Source organism: Akkermansia sp. N21116, assembly GCF_029854705.2.
Lineage (GTDB): Bacteria > Verrucomicrobiota > Verrucomicrobiia > Verrucomicrobiales > Akkermansiaceae > Akkermansia.
The window spans coordinates 931,291-955,325 of record NZ_CP139035.1; the positions used below are offsets into that span (position 1 = coordinate 931,291).

1 protein-coding gene is annotated in these 24,035 nt (G+C 58.0%); it reads left to right on the forward strand.

Annotation, left to right across the window (positions count from 1 at the left end; translation table 11 throughout):
• The first annotated feature begins 376 nt into the window (after positions 1–376).
• Complete coding sequence (locus QET93_RS03440; RefSeq protein WP_322190105.1) at positions 377–23,887, forward strand: hypothetical protein; 23,511 nt, start codon at positions 377–379, stop codon at positions 23,885–23,887.
• The last annotated feature ends 148 nt before the right edge of the window (positions 23,888–24,035 follow it).

Consider the following 24,035-nt stretch of genomic DNA (forward strand, 5'->3'; position numbering starts at 1 on the left):
CTTCGAATGCGTTGTGCAAAAAACAAGTGGATGCTAAATCCGCTATTTTGCAACTATGACCGATTGTATTGGAGTGGAGAATGTACACCAGATACCGGACATTTTTCCACATAGCGACTGTCCGAACTCTCTTTTGGAATCTTCTTGCGGGATTCTGTCCGACTTCTCGAATCTTGCGCAATCGTTTGATTTTCAATTTGATGAAATGCGTCGTAAAACTTTTGTTTCCAACGGCGCGCGCGGACATGGCCGTGCGGCTTCTTCCATGCGATTTCCTTCTTTCCGGCGTCCGGGAAGTCGTCGTTCCGTTTTCGGAACCCTTATCCTCTCCCCTGCTTTTTAATCTTCCTTCAACCATTTTTAATCAACCAACGTTATGAAACTCCACCTCCCCCCCACGCTTCGCAAGGCTCTTCTTGCTACATTCGTCTCCGCCACTGCCTTTGTGGTGTCGACTTCCGCCGCCTCCGCGTCCACCGCTTCCGTGACGCCTCCCGGCGCGGATGCTTCCTACAATGTCCGCTCAGTCACGACGACTACTACTGAAACTGTATATCTGGGAGCAGTCGAAGGCGAAAAAACGCTTGATTCCGGCGACGGTACGACCGGGAAGGCCTACACGGCCGATGCAAACAACCATTTTAAGGGCGGCAGCGACGCCATTATCCGGAATACGGCCAACGGGAACGCCTGGATTCAGAACATTGAATCGGGCTGGAACGAATTCGTCGGTACCTATCGGGTCGACGGCGGTTCAATGAGCCTCTCCAATGTTCGGGGAGGTAGTGACAACGCTGTCAAGATCCAGATCGGTGTGAACTCGTCCCAGCAGAATAACGGAACGCTCGTCTTCCTCAACGGAACATCTCTGACGGCCTCCGGGTTGACCATGCGGAGCAATACCGTCCTGACCTTGACGGGAAGCGGCGACTCCCTGTCCTTGTCCGGGGATGCCTCTATGTCCGGCAATTCCACAATCGGCGGAGATGGCATACTGACGTTGCAGGACGGTTCCTCATTGACGATGACCGGAGGTTCAAACTCTCTGGGGCATGTAGTTGTCGCGGCCGGAGCCTCCGGTTCGTCTTTGACCGTGGCTGGCACCAGCAATTCCATAGCCGACTTGTCCGTTAAGGGTACGGCTAATATCACGCTGGGCGAAGGCACCGGCGCCGGCAATCTCTCGATCAAGGATTTGAGTGTTTCCTCGGAGGGGGGCCTTGCCCTTTCCGGCAAAGGCAGCATAAGTGTGACTCATGCCTCACTGGATGCTGCGATTTCTTCGACAGGAATTACCCTCAACATCAATTCTTTGGTGATCGGCAATACGGATGCCATCAAAGATGTATCCAAAATCAACCTGACATCCCCAAGTGGACTTTCTTCACTGATTTTGAATTCCTCTTTAAATACTTCATCCCCGCGTCTCGGACTGTCCAACGACATGATGGTGCTGAACCTGGGTGGATCGGCCCTTGTCAACTATGCGGCCTCGGGCTTGTCCGATCTGTTCGATTCCACTTATTCCTGGGATGGAAAAACGATCGCTCTTGCTCCTACGGGCAATATTACCAAGGACCAGGTTCTTGGCTTGATTCATCAGATTGAGACCATGGGAGCGTCTCTGGACACGACGATGCCGTCGGTACTGGCCTCCATGGTCTACACGATGCCTTTCACCGGCAATAGCTACCTGACCAAGAATGACGGTGACGGAACGGCCATGCTGATTAACGACCAGTCCGGATTTACGGGTACTTACAATATTGAAAAGGGCAGCCTTCTGTTCGTCGACCCCGGTTTTACTGCCTCGAACAAGTCGCTCGTACAGGATGGCAAAATTGTTCTTGCCGACAATACGACCGCCACGTTCAACATTTCCGGTGGTAATACCCTCGCTCAGAAAGGCGATGTCTCCGGCTCGGGAAATGTCGTCAAGGATGGCTCCGGTTCGTTGACTTTGTACACGGACGCCAATGTATTCGCGAATCTGACCGGAACGGTCACCGTCAATGGAGGGATCCTGAATGTTTATACGGTCAACGGGGGCAAAACGCAGGTTTTCGGAACTGGAGACACCAATGTTTCCAGTCTGGTCCTCAATGACGGAGCTACGCTGCGAATTTCTCCCAATAATGGTGATAATGACAAAACAGTCGTTACCATAATGGCTCCTGTTACCCTGAATGGTGGATCCACCGTCAGAGTGCTGGACGGTTGCAATTCTGACGTCGGCGAGGCTCTGGTATTTGAGAAGACGGTTACGGTCAATGATTCCGTCTCTCTGATCTCCGACTGGGATAAAGTAATCCGAATGAAGTCTCTGGCGGGTGACGGAACGTTGAATTGGCAAGCGGGAAAACAAGGCGGAGGTGACAGGTGGTTGAAACTGAACAGCGCCAATGACTTCTCCGGAACGATCCGTGTTTCCGGAGATACAGACGGAGAACGTTCCGCCGGACTGTGGCTTGAACATGCCAATGCTGCCCAATATGCGCATATTATTCTGGAAGGAAATCGGGCAGTGGCCAAGCTCCGCCTGGAAAACACGGATGCGACGATTGCAAGCCTGACGGGTGGAAGCAACAGCAATGTATCTGCCGATGCGACGGCAGTCCGCACCTTGACCGTTTCTTCCGGTGCATATTCGGGACAGTTCTCCAACATCAACATTACGAAAGTCGGTGAGGATATTCTGACGCTCTCCAACAGCAATGGGAATGGCAACGTCAAGGCACTGGATATTCAGAATGGTACGGTTAATTACGCCGCACCGGGAGTTGAATCCATCGCCATGGGGCAGGAGGGAGCCGCTACGCTGAATTTGACGGGAGGCGACCTGACGAACAGCGGAGCCCTAACGGTCTCAGCCAACGGCGGTACGATCAATCTGGATTCTCATACTCTCACCGTCAATGGAGCTGTTTCCGGCGCTGGGGCATTGAATCTTATCGGAACGGGTACTGCCGTTTTCGTGAACGGAAGTGGCGATTATTCCGGCGGCGTTAACTTGGGGGGGGCTGCCAATTTGGAACTGAGAGCGAATTTCGGAAGCTCTGGTAATGCGATTAACGTTGCGGAAGGAAATCATACGATCATTTTCAAGACGAACCAGACAACCTCTTCCATCTCCATGGTCCAGGGAGCCAACCTGACGCTGGACGTCAGAACCGGCAATCACGGCTGGGGGGCGAAGATTACCAACGAGGGAGGAATCCTGACAATTGCCTCAGGAGACTCAAAGGCGGCCTTTCTTTACGGAAATGACTCCTCTCTGGGAGACCTTGTTCTGGTAACGGAGGCACGCATTGGTACGGGCGGTCAAACATTGTCCGCGTCCAGCGTAAGTGGAGATACTACGAATAGTAGACTGACCATCTGGGGCAACTCCACATTCAATGTGTCTAATGCAGTTAATGTCAAATATTTGTTACTAGACAACAACAATACTAATAGCAACAAGATCACGGCGGCTTCCATTGCGGCAGGTACCCTCACGATGGCCAATGCCGGTGGCGGAACGGTCGAAGCTACGGGAAACATCACCTTCGATGGCTGGGGAAACGATGGTCGGGGCACCATTCAATCCACGGGAGGAAACATCACCGCGAACGAGGCCGTCATCTCAATTAACAATTTGGCTCTGAAGGCTAACGGTGAGCTTAATTTGACCAAGGGCGGCACGTTGAGCGCCGCGACGTTGCAAGCCGGAACGCTGAATGTCGGCACAGATGACGCCGGCAACCGGACGGCTCTGACTTTGTCGGGTACATCAACCATCAAGGCGGACGCTACGAACATCCGGGCGGGAGAAACCCTGAGCATCGCCGCATCGACCGACAACAAGCTCGGTGCCCTTGACATCGCTGCGAACGGTACTCTGGCGATGACCGACGGGGCGCAAGCGACGACGGCAACGGGGATTTCGACAGCTTCAACCAATCCGCAAAATGTCACCAATGCCGGCCAGATCAACCTGGCGGGGCAAAGCACCAAACTGACTGCCGGCAACATCACGGGTTCGGGAGGCATCACGCTGGACGGCAAGGCCGAACTGGCTGCCGCCTCCGTGGAACTGTCCGGAACTGCCTCCATCACGGGCGGATCGAGCGTTAATTCGACAGGAGCCGTCAATCTGTCCGGGCAAACGACGATCACGGATTCCTCGCTGCAAGGATCGTCCATCACACTGGCGGACGCCACCGTCACAGATGGTGTTGATGGTACAACCTCTCTGAACGCTGGAACGGGTGTCCTGCAAATCGGCAAGGGAGAAGTCACCCTTGATACCGCCGGTTCTTCCATCACGGCCGGCAGTGTCATCATCGGGACTGATGCGGCGGAAGCGGATGCGAAGGTCGAACTTGCTGCCGGCACGATGTCCCTTGGCGATATCACGATCAACAAGTCCGGTCAGCTCGTCGTCGGAATGAATCTGGGTGCCAATGACAAGAGCGTCACCAACGCGGGTAGTCTGAGTGTTGAAGGCGGTAAAATATTGACTGTAAGCGCTTTAACTTCGACGGGAACGGCCGCGATTGGGGGGGCGGTCTCCGCCGTCAATGACATTGCCCTCTCCGGTAGTGTTTCTCTGAATGGAGGCTCGCTGACGTCCTCCGCCGGAGGCATCACCCTGTCGGACGTTTCCTCGATGGACAATGCGACCATCACGGCTGCCGATGCAACCAGCGGCACGGTCACGTTTACGGGAGACGCGGACGACAAGAATGTTACTCTGAAAGCGCAAAACTTGACGATCGCCGCCGGAACGGTGAACTTCGGAGATAAGGGGGCCACGGCGAAAGAAACCGGTCAAATAACCATTGCCGGTACGACGACGATTAACGCCAACGCGGAATTGTCCCTGCACAACCACAAGACCGCCAGCAATCCCGATTCTCTGGGAGCCATCGTCAACGCCGGCAACCTGCGCATTGTCAATACCGACGCAACGGCGGTATCCTGGAGTGGAGCCGGCACTCTGGAATTGGGAGCTGGTAATTTGTATTTCGGCAATTTGACCCTGACCTCGAAGGAGGCGCAGACGATCAATGGTCTCGTCAGTCTGAAAGGAGCAGGCGGCACGCTGAAGGCCGCCGGTAATCTGACGTTGAAATCGGTTTCGGTTGGAAAGGCAGTCGGAAACCTGATCGAGGCAGACGGAGACCTGATCGTCAACAAGATCGCTTCTACCGATTCTTCCGTTGCTACCTTCAAGGGTGCCAATGTTACTGTTGACGTCAGTAGTGCGGACAGCAAGACTTTCAGGGGAATCGCCCTGACTGCTACCGGTCAACAAGGCACGGTTACGTTGAACGATGTCGTCTCACAGGGGGCCAACTCCGTTACAGCCGCCGCCCTGATCGTCGACGGTACGACAACGCTGACGAATGCCGACGCGTTGACTCTCACAACCGGTACGACGATTAACAGCGGCGCTTTACTGACCCTCGCTGACTCTGGGTCGAGCAGCAACACATTGGCTCTTATGGCAGTCTCGCAATGGGGAACGCTGGATATTCAAGCGAATGTGGCCGCCACGGCAACATCCTTGACGGATACTGCCGGCAGTTCCACGACCGTGGGCGGCACGCTGACCGTCACCAATGCCATGACCGTGATCGGTAACCTGTCTGTCGGTGGAAACCTCGTTTCCGCCAACGGCCTGACGGCTACCGACAAGACAATCGGAGGAACCGGCACGCTGACTGTGGGCAATCACTTGTCCCTGGGCTCGGGTTCGTTCGGCGGCTATGTCGTACTTTCTTCCGATACCTCAGTCGACGGTTCCCTCGGTACGATTAATACGGCGAGCCATAAACTGACGATCGGCGATTCCAAGACCATGACCCTGACGGGAGCCGAAGCGAGCACGATCAACGGCGGCCTTGACGGAAGAGGTACTCTCGCCCTGACTGGCGAAGGAACCGTAAACTACACCGGATCAGGCGATTTCGCCGGAACCGTGAATGTCTCCAACGGCATCCTGAACATCGGCGACAATGGCTCCACGACCACGACACTGGGCGAACTGGTCGGGATGAATCTGTCCGGGGACGGCGCGGTCAACGTCAACGCGAACCTGACGACGAAAGCCTTGTCCATGGAGGGCACTTCCAAGCTGAACGTCAGCGGGAACGGCGTCTCCATGACACTGAACCAGGGCGATGACAAGAGTACGGCCCTGACCGCCGACCAATTGTCGGTAACCGGCGGGGCTTCTTTCATAGCCCAGGGTACGCTTTCCATTGATAACACGTCGGGAACCGTCGTCCGATCCAACGGTACGATCCAGGCGAAAGACCTGACGGTATCCGGCAAAACCGCCGGTGTGGATGCAGACAACAAGCTGAATCTCAAGGGAACGGACTCGCTGACTGTCTCCGGCAACGACAGTTTGTCCCACTCTGTCTTGACGACGGGAACGGATGGCTCCTCCGGCACGCTGTATCTGGACAAGGTCGCGTCCGACGGCACCAACACCTTGAATACGAACGCTCTCGTTATCGCGGGAGGAAGTCCCGGTACGGCCATCCACACAACGAAACTCAAGGATACGGATGTCCTGAAGCTGGCGGGAACTTCAACTTCGACGACGATCAACCAGTACGGAGAACTCTTCATCACCGACGGTGATACGTCTCCCTCCGTATCAACCATCAACCTTGACGCCATCACCAACAACGGCCTGCTGACCATCGACCACGACGTCGCCGCGCAGGCTACGAGTATTGGCGGAGCCGGCACGCTGACGATCAACGCCAAAGATGCCCCCGAGACTTCTCTCAACGGTGTGCTCACCGTAACGGACAAGGTCACGCTCGACGCCAATGGAATCGTCAACCTCAACGGCGATCTGGTGGCACAAGGAGGCTTTGAATCTACGAATGCCGCCAACTTCCACGGAACCGGGAATCTCCAAGTCGCCCAGACGTACAAGATGCTTGCCGGGCTTAACAATGATTTCTCCGGAACGGTCGTCCTGATAGGCGACACGACAGCCGAAGGCCGCGCGCCGCAGATCGATACGGTCGACAAGACGCTGACGATCGATGATGGAAAGACCTTCGCCATCGACTTGACCGACTCCACGAGCACGATCGGCTCTCTCGCGGGAAGCGGCATGCTGGAGATGAACGCCAAAGGAGGCACTCTGAAGCTGACTGCTGCGGGCGGCTTTGCCGGTACGCTCACTCAGAACGCCGGCACGATTCATATTACCGCGGGATCGTCAGGGTCATCCTCATTCGGGCCTCTGGCCGCCATCGACATCAACGGAGGATGGATGGATGTCGCCACGGATATTAAGACAGCCCAACTGACCGTTGACGGCGAGCCTACCTTTATCAATGGTTTCCTGTTCATCGGGAACGACGCGACTCTGACCGTCTCCGGCAATGCGGAGACAATTCTCAACGGCATGCTCGGCCTCGGAGTTTACGGTTCCAATCCGTCCAGTGATACGCAGGGTACTCTGAAGGTAACCAATGGCGATCTGACGGTCAATAAGCTGGATGATGGCGCCTATGGAACTCTCGACGCATCCGGGCATACGCTGACGGTGAGTGGCATTACGACGGGGCTTTCCGAGAAAGAGCGCCTGACGATGAAGGCCAAGGATATCGTCTTGAAACCGACTTCCAAGAGCACGGGATTCCAGTATGTCGACGCCGAGGCAACGGATACGCTGACATTCTTCCTGAACACGAGCAAGGTGGATGTTTCCGAATCGACGATTTCCGCCGCCACTCTTCTGGTCAATGGGGCAGCGGCAAAAGATTACGTTCAGATCATGGATTCCGTCCTCACGTTGACGACGGGAACGACGGTCAATCAGGCGACTCTTGCTTTCTCTAAATCCGCTGCGGTTGGAAAGCAAACCTCCTACGACCTCAAAGCCGTGACGTTGCAAAACGGCGGTAACCTGGTCGTGAATGGCAGCCAGCTTACCTTCACGACCTGGAGTGATGGCGGCAATACCGGAACAGTCGATCTTTTTGATGGTTCGCTCTCCCAGGCCTTCGGCACAGACGGCAACATTACGATCAATTCCACAGTGAGCGGTGGTAGCGCGATGCTGGCGGTCAACGGCAATCTGACTCTTGCCGGCACCGGCAACGAACTGGATGGCGACACCGTTCAGTCCGCCAAGACGCTGACGCTCCAAGGCAGCTATACGACGCTCTCCGGTTCCAGCTTGCTGGGCGACACAATTGTCCTCGATTCTACAGATTTGTTCGGGACCGGACTGAAGCTGATGAAGAACGCCGAAGAGGGTAAGAGCACATCTCTGACGGTTTCCACGTCGGCAAAGCTTGCCGGCAGTTACATCAACACCGCGAAGACGACCATTGCGGACGGGCAGAAGCTGACGCTCTCCGGTTCCTACGCCGCCAATTCGCTTACCCGGGATATTGCGGACGGAACATCCGAACTGGGTGAGATCACCCTCTCCGCGGAAGGAGACAATGAACTCGCCCTCATCAACGGCGCGCGGGCCAACTTCAAGTCGTACAGCGACCAAGACACTAGCGCGTTGACGATCTCCGACTCCACACTGACCCAGACGGCAACGTCCGGCAGCGGTATCACGGTCAATGGAGCGACGACCATCACCAATACGGCTAATAATCTCCAGGCGTCTCTCACCACGACGGACAGTCTGACCCTGGCCGGGGACAACACCATCACTGGCGTAGAAGGTGGCGAGAAAGCCCTCGTTTCCACCAAGGGTGACCTGACCGTCGGATCTGAAGGCCATACCAATGATATCAGCGACGCCGCCCTGTCCGCCGGAAACAAGGCGGACAACAAGACGTTCAAGCTCGCGGGCAAGACGAACCAGCTCGCCGGAAACTCCATCGATGCGCAGAACATTGTGTTCTCTTCGACCGGAAACGCGACAGTCACTGTCAAGAGCCTCATCGACGGACTTACCGCTTCGTATAGTGATACGGTCGCGGGCACTAAGAACGCTCTCTCCGGAACGAACCTGACTGTCAACAAGGCGACTCAGCTTTCCGAAGGTTCGCTGAATCTTACGGGTAACGCCGTCACGACGACCATCAATAACGGAGCCATGCTCCAGTTGGACAACGTCACTCTGGACGGAACGTCCGGCTCCGTCGTCGAACTCGGCTCTATCCATGTCAATGGAGAGACTGACCTGACGACACTCTCCATCACCGGCGGCACGCAGGCTCACGGTTCCTCCCTGGCGATGACGGGCAACTCCTTCCTGTCCATCGACGGCACGGACGGCAAACTCAACACGACGCTGACGCTTGAGACCTCCGAGGTACTTACCCAGTCCACATTCTCCGGCATCAGCGTGGCGAACAACGGTCACCTGGTCTTCAAGACAGGCAATATCACCATCACGGAAGCCAATAAGGACAAGATCAAGTGGGACGCTTCCTCCGAAATCAGGACGGAAGCCGGAAACATCGTTTTCAACGGAGTGGTAGATGACTTCGAAGGTGCCCCCGTCCGCGGCGAAATCGTCACGGAAGGCAACTTCGACGTCGAACTGATCAACGGAGCCCAGATCTATGCCACGGGCGTCTCGACGCACAACCTGAACCTGCACGACGATGCGACGAAGCTTAAGATCGCCATTTCCGACCAGGGCGGCGCCACATGGTCCAAGATGGAAATCAGGGATACGCTGTCGCTGACCAACGGTGCCGACCTTGACATCGCCAATGACTCCAAGGGGATTGATCTCGGAACGCTCGGCATTCTGGCGGTCAATGGAAATTCGAACGTTTCCCTGACAGGCCAGGCAAATTCCGACGATTTCTTCACGACGAAGACGATCACCCTGACCGACTCGTCGATGAACGTCGAGCATCTTGCTCTGAACGCGGCTAATGCCAGTGTTTCCGTTATTCTCCGGGGAGCTTCCGAATTAACTCTGAATGGAGCGACTCTCGCGGGTTATGACGTGCTGTCCCTTGCGGGCGCATCCTCCGCGAGCTTGAATAACGTGACGCTGGATCATGTCGGAGGAATCAACATGAATTCCACCGGTACCCTGGCATTCACCGGCACCAACGATCTGGATACGGCCGTCGTAACCATGACGTCCGGCTCCGCTTCCATCACCGGGCGGACGACCGGTTCATTTGCTTTGGCGGGAGGTTCCGGCTTGACAATCGGCGGGGTAGACTCCGGAGAATTGATCGGACAGGTTGACTTCCATGGAGGTACGCTGTTCATCGCCAATCTGGGCGATAGCTCCGGGCTTTTGCTGAATACCGGTATCGGTGGAAACGGTACGGTTTCCATCGCCGATGGCCAGAAGCTGGCTCTGGAAGCAGACAGCCTGACCGGTTCCGGTACGCTGACTGTTACGGGCCAAGGAGCCCTGACGGTGAATGGGACTCAGTCCGCCTTCTCCTCCAATGTGAACTATGGCGCGGGCACGCTGACGCTGGGCGCGAACAATGCCCTCGGCACGGGCATGCTGACGCTGACCAATGACACGACGGACATGATCGTATCCGGCAGCCAGTCCAACACGCTCTCCTTCATCGGCAAGACGTTGAATCTGGCCTCCAATGGAACTGTGACATGGACGAAGAACGTCACGGGCGGACATTTGAATGTCACGGGAAGCGCGACAACCCTGGCCGGTCCGGTGAAGCTCTCAACGCTAACCGCCGACGGAATAGCAGTCCAATTGACGAACATTGGCGCCGATGCCCTGAACGCCAACGACATCGACAGCCTTGTCTCCGCCAACGGAGGTTCCATCTCCAATGGATCGGCAATCGGCAAGGGATACTACGGTTCCTACGGCAGTCTGACTGTCACAGGAGGTTCTTCCATTACCCTGCATGATGCGGCGGTCAAGGGAGCCATCAACGCTGATACAGGAACCATCGCCCTGACGAATACGGCGGCGAATCTTGGATTCAATGATATCACGGTCAGCGAGAACGGAGAATTGTCCATCGACGGGGGAACTCTGTCGACGGGCGGGGATCTCACCGGTAATGGTTCCGTTGTTTTGACGGATCTCGCAGCCCATGTCGGTTCTGTCGATTTCGAAGGAAATCTGGAACTGGACAATGCGGGAATTACCGCTACGAGTGACATCGACCTGACGAATGCGACGCTGACAGTCTCCGATGACGGCGGCATGCTGGAGTCCGGAGGAGACATGGATCTTGGAGCGGTCACGGCTCAATATCTCAAGTTGACGGCCAACCATGGTGTCCTGACCTTCAACGGGACAACCGACCTCACTGATTCCATGGTCAATGTCGGAGCCCTTGATGTCAAAGCCGCTACGACCTTGACGGATTCCCTGCTGAATGTCGCTTCCGAGACAACCCTGAATGCCAGCCTGACCCTCACCGGTACGAATCAGCCGAGTCTGGGCAACACGCTCGGAACCATCGTGGGTGGCAGTGGCACGCTGAGGTTGAACAACGCCCAGGTTACGGCCAGCGGCTGGACGGCGACAGATGCTTCCCTCGCCATGGACAACGGGACGCTGTTCCTCAACGACGCCCGCCTCGTTACGCTCCAGGGACTGACCATGAGCAACGGTTCCGTCCTGAATGCCAAGGCAGGGCTGACGGTGACGGATGTCGTAGAGACCCTCCAGGGTTCTTCGATTACCGCGGGAGGAGACCTGACATTCAGCAATGGATTGAAGGACGCCAGCGCTTCCACATTGAAAGCAACGGGCGATATTGTCGTCACGGATACTTCCTTGAAAGGCTCTGCTCTCAATCTGCAGAACGCGATCGTTCGGGCCGGGAAGAACGTCGAACTGGCACCAGGCGAAGGTAGGGATTCCTCCATCAATCTGACCGGAGCCGCTGTAACGGCCGAAATGGGCAATATTTCCATTCATGGTTCTCTCGTTTCTTCGGTAGGGAACGTTACCTTGCAGGCCTTGCAGGGAGATGTGCTCCTGGATTCCTCGGGTACAATTGCCTGGTCGGGTTCCACGATCCAGGCCCAAGAACTGGTCCTGGATAGCTCGGGACGACACACGTTCTCCGGAACATCCACCATCGACGTCAATGCCCTGACCTTCCAAGGCACCAGTGGCCTAAGTACCCTTACCTTGTCGGGAACAGGAACCTACAAGCTTGGCGTGATTTCCAACACAGGAAACGAAGAAAAGGTGTTGTATATCACCGGCGCGCAAGCAAGCGGAACAAGCATAACCGATACCCGGCTGGAGATGAGCAGTTCGGTTCTTACCCTGAGCGGTGAGGCTCAGCTGAATGCCGGCTATGTCAAGCTGGACGATTCCACGTTAAATGCGGCAAACATAACTGCACAGAGTCGGCGCACGATATTTGATCATGCAACGGTCCTAGCAACAGCAGGCGATATCGTCCTGAAGAGTTCCGGCAACATCAAAACCATTAAGCTTGCCGGTACCGAGACAAGTACGTTCATGGCAAACCGCGATATCGTAATGGTCGGAGTGGACAGCTACAACGCAAGCTCCCAGGCCAATGCAAGTCTTTCCGCCGGAAGGGACATCAGCTTGTCCAATGCCGTCTTTGACGATCTGACGGCTTCCGCGGGCAATGCCGTGACTCTTGACGGAGTGACCGGAGGAAAAAATCATCAGGTAAGCCTGAGCGGGAAAACGCTGTCTGTCACAGGCCAAACAGGAACAACGCTGTCCGGCAGCTCGACGCTGATCAACTTCGTTAGCGGTTCTTCCCTCACGGCGGCTTTGACGGTCTCCCATCTGGCAAACGGTTCCGTGATGGGAGCGGTCAATGTCAGCGGCAATGGTTCCCTGAAGCTGACGGGGGATGGAGGAACGCTTGGCATGTCCGGTCTGACGATAGGAAGCGGGAGCAATGCCCTGACCAACCTCAATGTTGACTTGGGTGGCGGCAATCTTGTCCTGACAGCCGGAACTCTGACACTGGACGGCACATCCATGCAGAACGGCTCGTTGCTCACAACAGAAATCGGCACGACACTGACCCTGAACAACGCATCCTCCCTTGCCATCTCAGGGGCAGGAACAATCGACGGCACGCTGGAATTGAACGGCGGGTCCCTCCTGACGACGGGCGGCGCCTTGAAGGTGAACAGCCAGGTCGCCGGCATGAACGGCACGGTGACGTCCGGCGGCGACATGACGTTCGCCGGGGGGCTTTCTACAACCGGTCTCGGTAACGTCCTGAATGCGGTCGGCCATACCTTGACGCTGGGTGCAGCTTCCTCTCTTGCCGGGACAACGGTCCATGCCGGCACGCTGGCGGTCAACGGCGCAACGACGGTTGACGCCGACTCGCTGCTGAACGTTTCCGGGGCCACCGGGATCGAAGCCGCCCTGACTCTCAACGGAGGAAGGGGTACGCACGAACTCGGGACGACGATCGACAACTCGGGCAGCTTGACCGTCGGAAAAGATGGCAGCGCCGCAGGCGGCACGCTTTCCGGAGACGGAGACTTGACGGTTGAAGGTGAACTCAATCTGAGGGAAGGAGCCATGGTTGGCGGAACGGCGGCAATCGCCGGCGATCTGACTGCCGCCGGAGACATCCTCCTCTCACAGGTCGCATCCATCTCCGGACGTGTAACCTCCTCCAACGGTTCCGTAGGTCTCGGGGGTGACAACAAGAATCTCACCGGAGCAACGGTGAACGCTGCCGGAGACCTGCTTATCCTCGGCAGCAATGCCGAACTCGGAGAAGGACGTCTGGTTCTGACAGCAGGCAGGAATCTGGTTGTCAATGAAGGCTTGACCGACAGCGACGCCACCGCTTCCGTCTCCCTTGAGGGGATGGACGTCGACCTCGGAGCGACGACGCTGACCTCCGCCCTGACGGATCTGGAAGTCGGGGGTACCCTCTCCGTCGACGAAAACCTGACCATCGGCCGGCTCGCCAACGATTCCTCCCTCGGCAATGTAGTAACATCCGGAGATTCCGCGCTCTCCCTCAAGGGAGAAGGCGGCACGGTGACGGCCACCGGCCTCACTCTGGGCGGCGCTTCCGTGAGGCTGGAATCGATGAACATGGATCTCGGTACGGCCGGAGTGGCCGCCCTGAACAGCGGTACGCTCGACCTCGTCGGCATGTCCCTCTCCGGCCAGTCCATGACGACGGCCGCGGGCACGACGCTGACATTGGGTACGAAAGACACAACCATGAAGAATACGAGCCTGATCGACCTGACGGGCGACTTCACGGCCAACGGAGCGGTCGCCTTCTACGACGGCAGCATCATCAAGGCCCATACGGTAACCTTCAACGGTTCGGTGACGGGCGACATGGGCATTGAATCCGGCACGGACATCTACCTGCACGATGTCGATGGAGTCCTGAACCTGAAGGCCGGCAGAACGATCGACATCACCAACGGCGATAAGCTCGTTGCCGGTTCCAGCCTGGAAGCGGTCAACCTGGCCGTTCACGGTGCGGACGCCCTGACGGCAACCAATACTTCCTTCTCCATCTCCGGCACGACGACGATCGACCGGGCCGGAGCCTTGAACCTGATCTGGACGACCGCCCGGACGACCGATTCCCTCGGGACCGTCACGGTCTCCGAAGGTGCCTTCTCGGCAACCGGCGTTGAGGGAACGGAACTTACGGTCAACGGCATCACGGCAGGCGGAGGTTCGACAGCCTCATTGAACAACCTGACTCTCAACGGCGGCATCTCAACCGTAGCCGATGAACAGCTTGACACGGTCAACCTGACGGACGCCACGGTGACGGGCAACATCACCGTCAACGGCGGCGACGTCATGAACATGACGACTTCCACCGTGAAGGGCACCGTCCTCCTCAACGGATCGACGCTGAACGTCCTCGCTACCGGCGAGAACTCCATCAATACGCTGACGCTGGCCTACGACGCCCGGGTGAACATCAATCAGGGAGCAATCCTGAACGTGGACACCACGGGCATCGGCACCGGTTCCGACATGCGGATCAACGGTACGGTTACAGGCAACGTCACTCTGATGGGCGGTACCGCCACACTGGGCTCCACAGGTATCTTGACCGGTAACCTGGGCATCCAGGGTGGCACGCTGACCTACCAGGGCGGCAGGGTAGACGGAGACCTCTCCTTCCTCGCCGACCCGGTCGGCAACTCCGTGATCAACCTGGAAAGTTCCTGGTCGCTCGGCAACGGCAAGGCTCTTGCCGTCAACGGAGACGGAACGATCAACATGGGTTCCAACTCCATGACGAGCCACGGTCTCACCGGAAACGGCGACCTGACTCTTACCGGTTCCGGTACCTTCACGTTTGACAAAACCGGCACACATACCGGCAATATCGTCTTGAAGGACTCAGTTTCCATTACTGCTTTGGGTGAAAACTATGGTATGGGAACAAGCGGTTCCCTCATTGCCGAATCCGGAGAACATACTATCACAATTGGAAAAGATCAGAGCAAGGGACTGGTTATTAACAAGGGATCTACTGTCAATCTGGTTACTACCCGTGACCTGGAGTGGCAAGGATTGATTAATAACCGGGGAATCTTGAATGTTGAGGTAGGGGTATCTCCCCTCTATTTGACATACTCCGGGTCCGACCTCGGTGACCTGAATCTGACGCAGGGAGAAGTTGCTCTGAGCCACTGGAATTCCACTCCTTTGCTGGATATGAAAGCCCGTGATATAACCAGCAATGCCGGTACTACCTTCAAGTTGCAGAAGTCTTCCCTGACAGCCGACAGCATGACGCTGGAAGGCGCTTTGACGGGACTGGATGGAAGTAAGCTGACTCTCACCAACGGATTGACGGCCAACTCCATCGATCTGGAAGGAACGACCGTATCTGCCCGGAGCATCCAGGCAAACGCAACTTCACTGGGCAACAATTCCAAGTTGACGGCTACGGAAGATCTCACCCTCTCCGGCATCACGAATATCGGCAACGGCGTCTCCCTCGCCGGAGGCAATGTCTCGCTGTCCTCCACAGCCGAGTTAACCTCGAATAACTTGTCACTGACAGCCGGGCACAAACTGCTCCTCAACAGCGGCACCTACATTTGGACCAACTCCACAGTAGACGTGCACGACTCGACCACGCTTGCTGAAAGCGTTAGGCTGACCTTGACGGGGGGCGACGGATACAGCTTCGGCAATCTCACAAATGCCGGTTCCATGATTCTGTCCGCCGGAGCAACGGCCCAGGCCACCACGGTGACCAACACTGGCAGCTTGACGATCGGTGGCACGCTGAACTCCTCGGGAGCTGTCACTTCTACCGGAGAGCTTGCCTTGTCCGGCACGCTGACGGGTACCGATATCGCCTTGTCCGGCGCCACGGACGAAGCCAATGACTTGCTCGGCGGCACGATTCGGGCTTCCGGTAATCTCAGCATCGCTCAGGCGATTCTGGGCGGAACGACTCTCAGCGGTATGACCGTGAGCTTTGATGGTGCCGTTAACGGTGGGGCGGATAACACGGTTACCGCCGGTTCGCTGCTCGTCAACACGGATGTTGCCATGGCAGGCTCCACCATAACCGTTTCGGATTCCACCACGATTGATGCTGGTAAGACCCTGAGCCTGACCGGAGGTACTCAAAGCTTCGGTATGCTCACCGGTGGTGCTGGCAGTGTGCTTGGTCTGGCAGGCGGAGCGACTGCGGAAGCTAAGGACATCCGGTTTGCCGATGGCAGCATCACGCTGGACGCATCCTCCCTCACGACAACGACGGGGGCGGACAGTGCCATCGGAAGCTTGACTCTGGCAGGAGACTCTTCGCTGGAGACGGCAGGCGACCTGGAAATTACGACTCTGGAAGACGAAGCCAACGGATCGATTGTATCGGACGGAGACTTGACCATAGACAACGACATCACGACTTCCGACACGTTGTCTCTCATCGCAGGCGGAACACTGACGCTCCAGGGAGATTCCTCCACGATCAATGGAGACGATAGCCTCCTTGCGGGAGAAACCATTTCCGTTGACGGAGATTTGACCATGAACGGGGCCAATGCTTCCATTGAAGCAATCGGCGAGATTTCCCTGAACAACATCACGATGACGGGAGAAGGTTCTTCCATCACGACGGGAGGAACACTTGCCATCTCCGGTTCGGGTAATCTGGAACACACCACGGTTGAAACCGGCACATTGCACCTTGTCAAAAATGGAAACGGGACGAACATGACGGACGTTTCCCTGACGGCAGCTAACACAATTGTCGACGCCGGCAAAATGCTGAGACTCATGGCCGGCAACAAATATTCCCTCGGAATAACGAGTATCACCGGCGATTTGAACCTGGGTGGAAACAATGAAGCTGCCAACGCCGCGACAGTCACGGCCGAATCCATGAGCATCGGTTACTCGTTCGATGCAAAGGGACGGCAAATTGACGGTACGCTGACTGTAAATACGGGCAGTTCCCTCACGGTACGCCACTCCCTGACGTCCACGGGATCGACTTCCATTGTCGGTTCCGTCACTGCCGGGACAATCGTTCTCTCCGGAAATGCCAATGACCTCTCAGGATACGGTACTGTCGACGGGGGAACGCTCAAATCCCTCAGTTCCATGACCATCACGAACGCCACGCTGGGCCGCACGACGCTCTCCTCCGTGACGGACATGAGCATCGCCGGAACGCTGACGGACGGCGGCCATAACACGCTGACCTCTTCCGAGGGCAACATCACGCTGAACGCCTCCATGACCGGCACCGACAACACGATCTCCGCCGCCAACGGCACGGTCGATATCAACGCCGCCATCTCCGGAGACGGACTCAACGTGACTGCCCAGGATCTCGTCATCGACGCGGCCCTGACCACGGCGGGCGACTACGCCGGACGCGGTGAAATCACCGTCGCCGGGACGATGGACGTCAACGCGGCGGCCACGCTGGCCAATGTCACGCTGAATGTGGCCCGCACGGACATCACCGGCAGCGGCTCCAGCCTGACCGTCTCCAACACCGGAGCCTTCGGCAAACTCGGCAACGTCACTGTAGCCGACCACGGCACACTGACACTGACCGGGACAACTGCCGGTACGGCATCATCCCTGAGCGCCGACATCAGCGTCAGCAACAACTCCACGGCAAGCCTCGCCAATACGGCACTGGCAGGCAGCATCCTCGTCAGTGCCGACGCCAACACGCTGACGCTGGCCCAAACCTCCGTCACAGGCAACGTCACCCTGCTGGGAACAACCAACAGACTGACCATGACGGATTCCACCATCGGACAGACCCTGACGATGGACGGCGGCCAGTTCGACCTGTACGGCGCCAATACCGTCGGCGAGCTCCTGCTCAACACGACCAACATCAACCTGACCCTGCACGACGGAGCCACGTTGAACGCTGTCGGCAAGGAAACCGTCATCGACAAGAACGGCCTCTACCGCATCGAAGGAACCCACACGGGCAACATCCGCATCGCCAACGGTACGGTTGACCTCGGTTCGGAAGATTACGCCGGCACGCTGGACGGAGCCCTGGCTTTGGCCTACGGCACGTTGAACTACAACAACGCGGATTCCGCGATCTCCGCCGGCAACGCCATCACGCTGACCGGAGAATCCGGCTTCGCCCGCAATATCAATGTCAACGCCGACTGGGATGCCTCCGGCAACAGTCTCGTCGCCAATGCCGACGGCGTCATCAACCTCGCGTCGAACCTGACGCTGGGCTCCATCGCCTCCGGAAGCGGCACCATCACCGTCAATCCCACCGATCGCCCGCGTTTTCTGACGCTGAATGAGACAGGGGAACATACGGGCGATATCGTCCTCAACAGTTCCAGCGATTATATCAAGTCGGCCGGAGCTTCCTCTTTCAAGAGCGTGATGCTCTTGACGCTCAACGCGGCTAACGCCCTCGGTACGGACGGAGCCCTGAAAGTCATCGGCGACAACAGGCTTGTCCTTGCCGACGGAGCCAATCAGGACAAGAAGATCCAGTTGTCCGGCGACGGCACCGATTCCCTGATCGTCAACGTCAACAATGAAGACGAAGCCACGCTGTACGGCACTGTCACGACGGGAGACGGAGACATGATCGTCAAGATCGGAAGCGGGACGCTGAATCTGGAAGGAATCGCCAATACGGTTCATAACCTCGGTGTTTATGAAGGCATCGTCAATGCGCCGGGATCCGACGGTACGGTCCAGGTTATCAACAAGTTCGGCAACCTGTTAGTCGGAGGTAGCGAAGACGGAAACTCTACTCTCAATCTGGGATACGCCACGCTGATGGGCGGATCGCTCATCCAGGCCGATACAAACGGCACGATCCGTCTGAACAACGTCCTCGGCACATCCGTCGGAAACGTCCTCACCTTGGACAATGGCGCCATCACCGTGAATGAAAGCGATTTGAGCGTCAACTCGGTGAAGAACGAAGGCACCTTCGAAACGACCGGAACGATCCTCAACGTCACTAACGGCCTCCACAACATGGGAGCTATGACCCTGAAGGGCAACTCTACCGTCAACGCCGGAGAACTCGTCTCCAGCGGCGACCTGAACATCGGAGACGGAACGGATGCCACCAAGGTCGGCATCGTCCGCGACGCCGCCCTGTCCGGAACCACGACCATCGGCAGCGGTTCATCCCTCGCGGCCGGACAGACGGTTACCGTCACCGGCCAAACGACAGTCAACGGCGCCCTGTCCGGCAAGGACATTGCCCTGAATGGCAGCGACGCGGTCGTCAGCGGTCATGACGGCAGGATCGAGGCGGACAGAAACCTGAATGCAGGCAGCGGCTCCGACCTGGTCATGAACGGCAATTCCTCCGTCAGTGCAGGCAACGACATGAACCTGGAAGGACTCGTCTCCGTAGACGGTTCGCTTGCGGCAGGCAACAACCTGAATGTCACCGGCGACGGAACCACCCTTGAGGGAACCGTCACCGTCAACGGCAACACCACGGTCGGCGGCAGCCTCACCGTCACCGACGGCGACGTCACCCTGAACGGCACCGCCAATGTCACGGACAAGACCACCGTCAACGGCAACGGTTCCCTGACGCTCGACTCCACCGGAGCCGGCGATCTGGGCAACGTCACCGTCAATGACGATGGCAGTCTGGCCGTCAACGGCAATGGGAACAGCGTCAACGCTGACAACATCACGATGAACGGCAATGCCTCCGGGTCCATCTCCGACACTGTGCTCAACCTCAACGGCGGCCGGGGTGAGATTACCCTCAACGACGCTTCCAGCCTCGACATCGCCAATACAACCGTCAACGGCAGCATCAGCACCACCAATACCTCGTCCACCGACTCCACCCACCTGGGACTCGACACGGTCGACATCAACGGTGACCTGACCGTCGTCGGCGGCGACCTCGTCCTTTCCAACGACAACACCGTCTCCGGTTCCCTCAACATCTCCGACACGGTCAACGTGACGGTCAATGACGAGAACGGCAATCCGGGCACCCTGGTCGTCAAGGAAGGAACGCTGATTGATCCGAATGCCAGTCTCACCATCGACGAGAAGAGCAACTTCACTTCCAACGTCACCATGACCGGAGGCAGCTTCACCGTCAACGGAAACGCCGAAGGCAACAACTTCAACGGAGCTATTTCCTTCAAGCCCAACGACGACTTGACCTATCCGGGTGCCTCCAGCCCCGTCGTCACCATCAACGGCACGCACAACCAGAACATGGGAATCACAGTGGACGCGGACGCCTCGATCAACGTCAACGGCACGCTGAACATCAACGGTACGCTCAGTTCCGGTTCCAACGGAGACGATACGCTCTCCCTCAACGCCAACGGTGAAACCGGCGAAATCGTCATCAATTCCACCAACGAAGGATTCGAAGACGACATCGCCATCGGCGGCGGCACGCTCGTGGTCAACGCCAATGAAGCGATCGGCAAGGACGGCACCCTCTCCGTCACCGGAGAAGGCGTCACGCTGAAGAACACCGCCGACGGAGCCACCGTCAGCAAGGACATCGCCACCAACGACAACGGCCTGACCATCCAGACGGACCAGGACTTCATCCTGGCCGGACAGCTCGACGCCGCCGGAGACACCATCGTCAAGAGCGGAGACGCCGACCTCGTCCTCTCCCACGACCCGATCCTCAACGATGCTCCCTCCATCATCGGCACCCTGGACCAGACGGCCGGCGACGTCACCATCGACGGAACCGACTACACCATCGGCAACCTCCATATTGACGCCGGGGACCTGAACTTCACCTCGCTGGGCGGCAACACCATCCACAACGTGACCGCCGGCGAAGGTTCCAGCATCACGCTCACGGGCGCCAATGCCGCCACCAACGGATCCTCCGCCGACATCCTCGGAAACTCCGAAACCAATGAAGGCGCCGTCGAACTCGACGGAGCCACGCTGGAAACGAACGGCACCATCGTCGGCCTCGACACCCTGAAGGTGGGTACCAGCGCCAACGGCGTCGGTTCCAGCGCGACTCTGGCCAACTCCGCCGGTACCATTACCAGCACGACGGTCGAAACCGGTTCGGAACTTACCCTCATCGACAGCGCGATCGAAGGAACGAGCCTCGCCACCTCCGGCACGACCAACGTCACGGACACGGAACTGACCTTGGACGAAGCTATCTACGTCCAGGACGGAGGCATCCTCAACCTGGACGGCGCCAGCGTCATCGACAGCGACATCGTCCTCTCCAACGGCACCGTCAACATCCTCGAAGGCTCCTCCTCCGTCATCACGGCGGACAGCACGCTCGACTTCAACGAAGGCATGCTGCGGAGCGCGGGAGACCGCCTCGTCAACGTCCATGAAAACTTCACCATGGAAGGCACCGTCCGCATGACCAGCGACGGCACCGTCATGGTGGACGCGGACAAGACCATGAACGTCAACGGAGGATTCGACGGAAACGGAGAACTCCACAAGACAGGAAACGGCACCCTCGCCTTCAACAAGGCCGACGCCGCCTACACGGGCACCGTCAACCTCAAGGAAGGAACCATTGACGCCACGGCCTCCAACGCCTACGGCAGCTCCTCCACCCTCAACATCGCCGGCAGCGGAGTCACCCTCCAAACCGGAGTCCGGGACGGAGACCCCGTCCGGTTCGATTCGGCCCTCACGGTCGACGGCGACCACGCCTTCACCGTCAACACCCTCGCCGACACCGCCTGGAACGGACAGCTCGCCGGAGCCAAGGGCGCCATGACCAAGACCGGAAACGCCACGCTGGCCATCAACAACGCCAACAGCCAGGGCTTCGTTACCGCCATCAAAGTCAATGAAGGCGACCTCGCCCTCAACGGCAATATCGGCAGCAACGTCACCCTCGCCCGGGGAACGATGCTCTCCGGCAACGGTTCCACCACAGGCCACGTCGACGCCCGCAACGATGACACCGTCATCGAAATCGGAGAAGCCGGCAAGATGTGGAACGGACACACCGGAGGCGTAGAAACCCTCACCCTCGGCTCCGCCGCCTTCGAACGCTCCGAAGCCGACTGCATGGGCGTCTACAAGACCGGCACCAAGACCATCGTCGACCTCGACCTGGCCAACAACGCCAGCGACAAACTCGTCGTCACCGGCAAGGCCGACCTGAACAACTCGCTCGTGGAAATCCGCAAGGGAGCCTACACCCCGACCCAGGAACGCAGCGTAGCCGACGGCACTCGCTTCCACATCGTCGATGCGGGCGAACTCACCGGCACCTTCCATGACGAAGTCCAGCACGACCTCTACCTGCTCAACGCGCACCTCGAAAACACCGCTACCGGAACCGACCTCGTCCTCTCCGTCAACCACAAGGGAGCCGACAAGCACCAGAACCAGAGCGGCATCTCGGGCGTCATTGAAAGCATTGACAACGACGGCATCGCCACCGGCGAACTGCTCGACATGATCAACGCCTTCAAGCACACCAGGAGCGAAGCGGAAGCCAAGGCTGCCCTCGACTCGGTCGGAGGCACCCGCCTGAGCACCATGATGAGCTCCATGCTCGCCGGCAACGTCAACCACCTGCGCAACCTGCGCAACTCGATGGGCACCGGCAGCTACGCCATCTCCGTCACTCCGGACGCCAAGGGCGGCATGATCAGCCACGGACGCAGCAACACCGAAGTCTGGGTCACCCCGACGGCCGGCTACAACAAAGCCAACGGAGACAGCAACGCCCCCGGCTTCAGCCGCAGCTCGTGGGGAGCCATGATGGGAGCCGAACGCAGCCTCGATGCCAACACCATGCTCGGCATCTCCCTGGGCTACGACTACGCCCGTACCGAAGTCCTGGGAGCCACCGACGAGACCGATACCTACAACATCGACCTCTACGGCACCTACCGCAACGGAGCCTGGCAGAACCGCGCCAGCCTCGGCATCGGGTTCCACGACTTCACCAACGACCGCTTCGTAACAGTCGGCGACCGCTTCGCCCACATGTCCCGCGGCGCCGCTTCCGGTACGTCGTTGAACTTCGCCTACGAGCTCTCCTACACCTTCCAGCTGGACGCCAAGTCCACCATCGCCCCGCTCTTCACCGTCGAGAGCAGCCTGGGCTGGATCGGAAGCTACTCGGAAAAGGGTGACATCGGCAACGCCGCCCTCCACCTCGACCGCCAGGACGCCTGGGCCACCATCCTCGGCCTCGGCGGCCGCTACACCCGCGACTTCAGCGTGATAAGCAGCGCCCCCTCGGCCCGCTTCGAAGCCATGGCCCTCATGACCTTCGACGTCGGCGACCAGGGAGCCCCGCTCACCGCGTCCTTCATGGGAGCCCCCGGCAGGAACTTCACCGTGAACCCCGCGGCCAACAACCGCATCGGAGCCCTGATCGGAGCCGGAGTCACCGTCCCGTTCAATGAACGCCTCTCCGCCTTCGGAGGAACGAACTTCGAATTCCGCAGTGGCACGAGGGACTTCACGGCAAACGTCGGTGTGAGATACACGTTCTAATGTAAAGAACACCCCTCCTCATAACAATCAAGGCGCGGCTCCGCAAGGAACCGCGCCTTTTTTTGCATGGAAGACAGGATGGAAAAGAAAACGCTGGAAGAGACCGGCAAAAACTCAACGGGTGTACTTCATGCATGCGCTTGCCCGA

Excerpts from the sequence above, each read along its gene's own strand:
- QET93_RS03440 (WP_322190105.1), top strand. The coding sequence starts at position 377 with ATGAAACTCCACCTCCCCCCCACGCTTCGCAAGGCTCTTCTTGCTACA.